The sequence below is a fragment of the Micromonospora sp. NPDC051296 genome (assembly GCF_040682255.1).
Taxonomy (GTDB): domain Bacteria; phylum Actinomycetota; class Actinomycetes; order Mycobacteriales; family Micromonosporaceae; genus Micromonospora; species Micromonospora craterilacus.
Window position 1 is genome coordinate 1 of the sequence record NZ_JBFBAO010000469.1, and the last position, 4,630, is coordinate 4,630.

Below are 4,630 nucleotides of genomic sequence, written 5' to 3' on the forward strand. Positions count from 1 at the left end.
GGCGCCTTTCCCAGCGCCGTACGCACCCTGCTGCCGGCGGCCCTGGTGGCGCTGTCCCGCGAGCACCCCGTCACGCCTGATGCCCGGCGGCTGGCGCGGAGAGCGGGAGCCCGGTGGGCCGCCGCAGGACGACAGACCGTTGACCGGTGAGGTGGTGGGCCGGCAGCCGGCCGGGCCGCGCGGCCACGAGCCCGCGCGGCGTAGGGAAGCGGACGCCGGCCGCGTCGGCGAGCTGGCGGCGGTCGCGGGGTTGCGGCTACTGCGCCTCCGGCGGGGGCGCTCCGGCTCCAGGATGGCCGGGGCTCCGTCGGCGGGTCGCGGTCCGTGGGTGGTTGCGGTAGGCCATCCCGCCTGCCATCGACTCGGGCAAGCCGAGCAGACCGCCGCCCGACCCGCCAGCTTCCGTACGAGCCGTCAAGGTGCGCTTGATGGCATGGCGGGCCGGGCGGCGGCCCGCTCCCCAGGAGGGCGGGCCGACGGCAGACAGTGAGGATGGTGGCAGGCTGAGCTAAGCCCCGAGTGTTCGCGCCCTGTGTCGAACCTCAAGCAACTCAGGCGGAGCATCCCGAGGTGGTTTGCCTACTGCCGTCAGCGGTCTAACTGCTCGGCGTCCCGCTGATGTCAGCCGTAGACGCTCTTCGTCCTGACTGCGAAAGCCCGTCGCGGTTTCGTCGACCGCAATTAGGTGCCGCACTTCGAGCTCTTGGGCGGCAGGTCCAATGTCCCGACGGTAGAAGCCCTCATAGGTTCCCCGCTTAATGCTGCTCATCTCATCGCGACCAAACTTAAGTAAGGTTGCGAGCGCACCGGATGAAAGCCCATCCAGGACGGCCATGCATTGTCGGATTTCGTTCGGCCGTGGATAGGTCTCAAAGTAGGCCAGGCGAGACCGCTGCTCTGGTGAAAGGTGATCGAGCCTGGATGCTCCAGGGGAGTGCCGGATCTCGCTGTACAGTGCCCCGCGAAGCTCTTGCTCTAGGCGGCTTCGCAGCTCGTCCAAGTCAACGCTTCCGGCTGTGGCGCTCTCGCTAACAGTCCTCTCGGTCGTTAATAGGAGCCGCTCAAGTATTTTGTCGTACTGATTGGCAAGCAGCTGATTAGTATTCTTGGCGCTTTCACGCAGCTCGGTCAGGTGATCTAGTGTCCGAGTTGATGGCCTGACTTTGCAGCATTTGCTGGCCGGAAGTCCAGGATTGCGCAATAAAAACGATGATCTGGATAACGAACGCAAGAATGGCAAGCGCCAGGGCGATTGTGGAGAGTGTGTCGACGTCCTTCACCGGCACAACAATCGCCAGCGTTCCTGTTGAGCCGGCCGCGAGGAGTGCGCAGGAAAAGGCAATCATCCGCCAAGATATGGTCAACGAACCGGGCTTTCTTGGGGTCGTTTCCTCATCGGCGGCAGGGCTCTCGACCAGCACGGCTTGGGGCATGGTGCCGAGGATAGGTGACACACGAAACATCGCCATCCGTCACACGTCTTGTTGACAGCAGCCGGTCAGCGAGGGCCGCCAGCTTTTGGCAAGGCCGACAAGGAGGCTTTTTCATCGTGATTGGCCTGGTCACGCAGGCATGGAGAGGCTGTGTCGACATAGGACGAGGCTCCCGGTAAGACAGCAGTCGACCAAGATCCGATGCCCCAAGCGGGAGCCTCGCTGTGCTGTCTTACCCGTCCGCGGTCGCGCTGTCCAGCCGTACCCTGAACCACCTGGCCGACCTCATCCGTGCCGAACGCACCCGCCGCCGAGGACGGTGGTGGCGCCCCGGGCCGCCATGATCGATGACGGATCTGGGGCTTCACGTTGGTCGAGACACAGGCAGTGCCTCCGGCGGGGCGCTCGGGCGCTCTGGGATGGCTGCCAGGTGCAGCGGGGTATGTGCTTCTTTCAACCCGTCCGACTAACGCGATCTGCCGCAAAATCACTGACCTTTAGTCTGCCTCTATCCTGCGACCCTCAATTGCGAGACGCAGGCTGAAAGCAGGCGCCACATGAGGATGCAGTCAGCCTCATTTGCGAAAAGGCTCAACTGCGACGGCGCGGTCATATCTCAGCCGCCATATCCGTTCTGCTTCCGACCGACTCAATGCCATGTTTGCCTTTCAGGCAGTCAATTACTGCCGCAGACATATCGGGGGGATAGCTGCTGGAAGATTGTCGCTATAGGGGGATTGGGTTGACCAGCCCCAACGACAGTCGCAAGCAGTTCCACGGCTAGAGCGCGAGCTTCCGGATAGACATCTGCTAGTCGTCCCCAACTACGAATAAGTTCCGTGTTGAACTCGCCCGCAGCAGGGTCGTTGATGAGCCACAGCCATGCATCAGCCAAGGGGTCAAGAAGGCCTAGCTCACCTTGAGTACCCGAACGGGTATTGAGATGGCCCGCCCTATGCAGCCACTCGGGATCGAGAAGCCCTGTCAGCGCGATGGTTCTCTCATGCTGGGGCCATTGCTCAACCACCGAAAGCACCCTAGTCAGTTTCGTCCTCTCAGCATGAGAACGCAATGCATCTTGTACAGCCAGTCGGACTGCAGCGGTCTGCGCTCGACTAGCAACGCGACGCAACCGCACGACGGCAACGGTGAACGAATTGTCGCCAACCTTGCCGCCACAGAGCCGGGCTACTTCGACGAGATTTCGACTGCCGCCAGCCCAATCGTAAAGGCGCTTCTGTAATGCCTGGCCGACGTGCGGATCCTCTAAGAGCCCAGCCAGAGCCGCATAAGCCCGACGATTCTGATCACGATTACCGCTCAACAAGTTGAAGAGCACATCAATTGCGGATACCCATCGATGGCGGGATGCTAGGCGATGGACCACTTCGATAAGCCGACGGCTCTCAGCGCTGTCAGTAGGTTTGCGCGCTGACATGTCGGTGATCCAGGCAAAAAGTGCCTTCCTAATGTTAGGCCTTTGCTCCCAAAGATAGTCAACAACTTCGTCATGGTCCGCACCTCGGGCCGATAAATAAATCCGGTCGCCGATTCGACGCGCCCCTACCTTGGCGAGCTGTTGACGTATGTCGGCACCCTCAAGTGTTCTCGTAGGATCAACCGCTATGCCAAGTTTCTCACTCAGAGCGCCGGCCTCTTCCGAAAGCGTTTCAACCGTTGCTCCGCCCAGAACCGCTGCGGCTATAAGCAAAATTCGCTCGCCCGCACTACCCGGCACGTCCTTGGTCAGATGGTCAACAATATATCGATTCCAGCGCTTCCATGATGCGGCAAAGCGTAGCAATTCCTCTTGCGATTCCGCATGCGCGCTTATGTCAAATGCGAGGCTAACGCCGTAGTCTGGCGGGGCATCGCTGTCCTTCAACGCTTCGACGATCCCCGCTAGAGCCTGGACATCTAGGAGCTCTCCTCCAGGAATGGTAGTGCGTCGCGCCTGATAATCCAACCGAGCCCGCACAACTTCGAGGACCTGAGGTTGGCCAATAGACGCTGTAATGTCGGCAAGTTCGTCGGCGTACTGTTGCCAGACTGCGGTGCTTGCGATGACGACTAGCTTTGCGTTCACCGCCTCCAGTTCGTGGCCATAATCACGCAGATTGGCGGCAAAATCGTCGGATAATTCCTCTGCATAAGTAATGTCAAGCAAGTACCGAGCATTGCCTTCTCGCGGGAGATCGCGAAAATCATGCTCTCCCCAGGTCACGTTCAGCCTATGGACGGGCTGAGCAGTACTGAGACACAACACCGACAACGCACAAGTTTGCCGCCCGGTGCGGGGCTCCCCCATCAGCACAACTACGCCCGCGCCATGCCCGCGCCAAAGGATACGTTCTGCCCGCTCATAGCCTTGAGGTGGACTGAAGGCATGAACGGCGACATGAACGTCTCTGGAACTGACCACTACGCGCGGTACTCGAGCACGCACGTAGGTAACGTTCAAATCACGGCGCGCCTGGAGGATTGTTGCATTAGGGCCAGCTTCGGCGATCATTGCCCCAGCATCGGCGCCGGAGTTGTCGTCACCTTCCACTGCTTTGCCCGAAATGTATTGCTCCGTTGATGTCTCGGCCAGCCTGAATAGAAATACCGCCCTCCGCCACCGTGGCAGTCATTGGACGACTACTCGGCGCTGTCGATGAATCCTCCTCGTTGCAGAAGTCCCGGCGGATGGCGGGCCCGAACGCGGTTTCGACAACGGTCGGAAATTCTCGTAGCGACCTGGACAGATCCCAGCCGTCTCGAACCTGAATATCGAGACCGGGCCTCGCAGCCCGAAGTTCAATCAGATCGGTCTCAATGTCTTTTGCGTCGACGATGCATGCCACAACCACGATGAAACTAGTGACGACGAACGGTTGTCGGACCTCGAACGCCGTGACCGCGCGTCGCAGGGCAGCTCCGTCGAATTGCGCCACACGCTTACACTGGTATGCGAAATACGTCATACCGTCATCGGTGGCAATCACATCCCGGCCATCGTCAGCCCGGCCGGACCTGCCGTACAGCCGGGCCTCCCGGTGGCCGTCCACCATCGTGGCTACCTCTGCAATGAGCGCCTCGAAGTCATACGGCGACATGGCCTCAAAGGGCAAACGACTGACATCACAGTCGCCAGAAGCAGAACTTTTACCAGGCGGTCACTACGCTCGGTTGTCACCTGCGGCGCTCCTTTCGAC

The 4,630-nt window shown here is 60.5% G+C and carries 3 protein-coding genes and 1 pseudogene; 1 reads left to right on the forward strand and 3 read right to left on the reverse strand.

The window, feature by feature from the left end; all coding sequences use genetic code 11:
• Positions 1-1,115: 1,115 nt before the first annotated feature.
• Complete coding sequence (locus AB0M52_RS30980; protein ID WP_363961056.1) at positions 1,116-1,469, reverse strand: hypothetical protein; 354 nt, start codon at positions 1,467-1,469, stop codon at positions 1,116-1,118.
• A 188-nt stretch (positions 1,470-1,657) separates the two neighbouring features.
• On the opposite strand from AB0M52_RS30980, the pseudogene AB0M52_RS30985 reads away from it, so the two are divergent.
• Positions 1,658-1,768, forward strand: a pseudogene (locus AB0M52_RS30985) (IS5/IS1182 family transposase); the annotation flags it as partial.
• Positions 1,769-2,109: 341 nt separating this feature from the next.
• Here the strand turns inward: AB0M52_RS30985 and AB0M52_RS30990 are convergent.
• On the reverse strand, positions 2,110-3,945 hold the full coding sequence (locus AB0M52_RS30990; protein ID WP_363961058.1) for a hypothetical protein: 1,836 nt from the start codon (positions 3,943-3,945) through the stop codon (positions 2,110-2,112).
• Between the two features lie 28 nt (positions 3,946-3,973).
• Positions 3,974-4,531: a hypothetical protein gene (locus AB0M52_RS30995; protein WP_363961060.1), complete on the reverse strand. Its 558-nt coding sequence runs from the start codon at positions 4,529-4,531 to the stop codon at positions 3,974-3,976.
• Positions 4,532-4,630 lie beyond the last annotated feature (99 nt).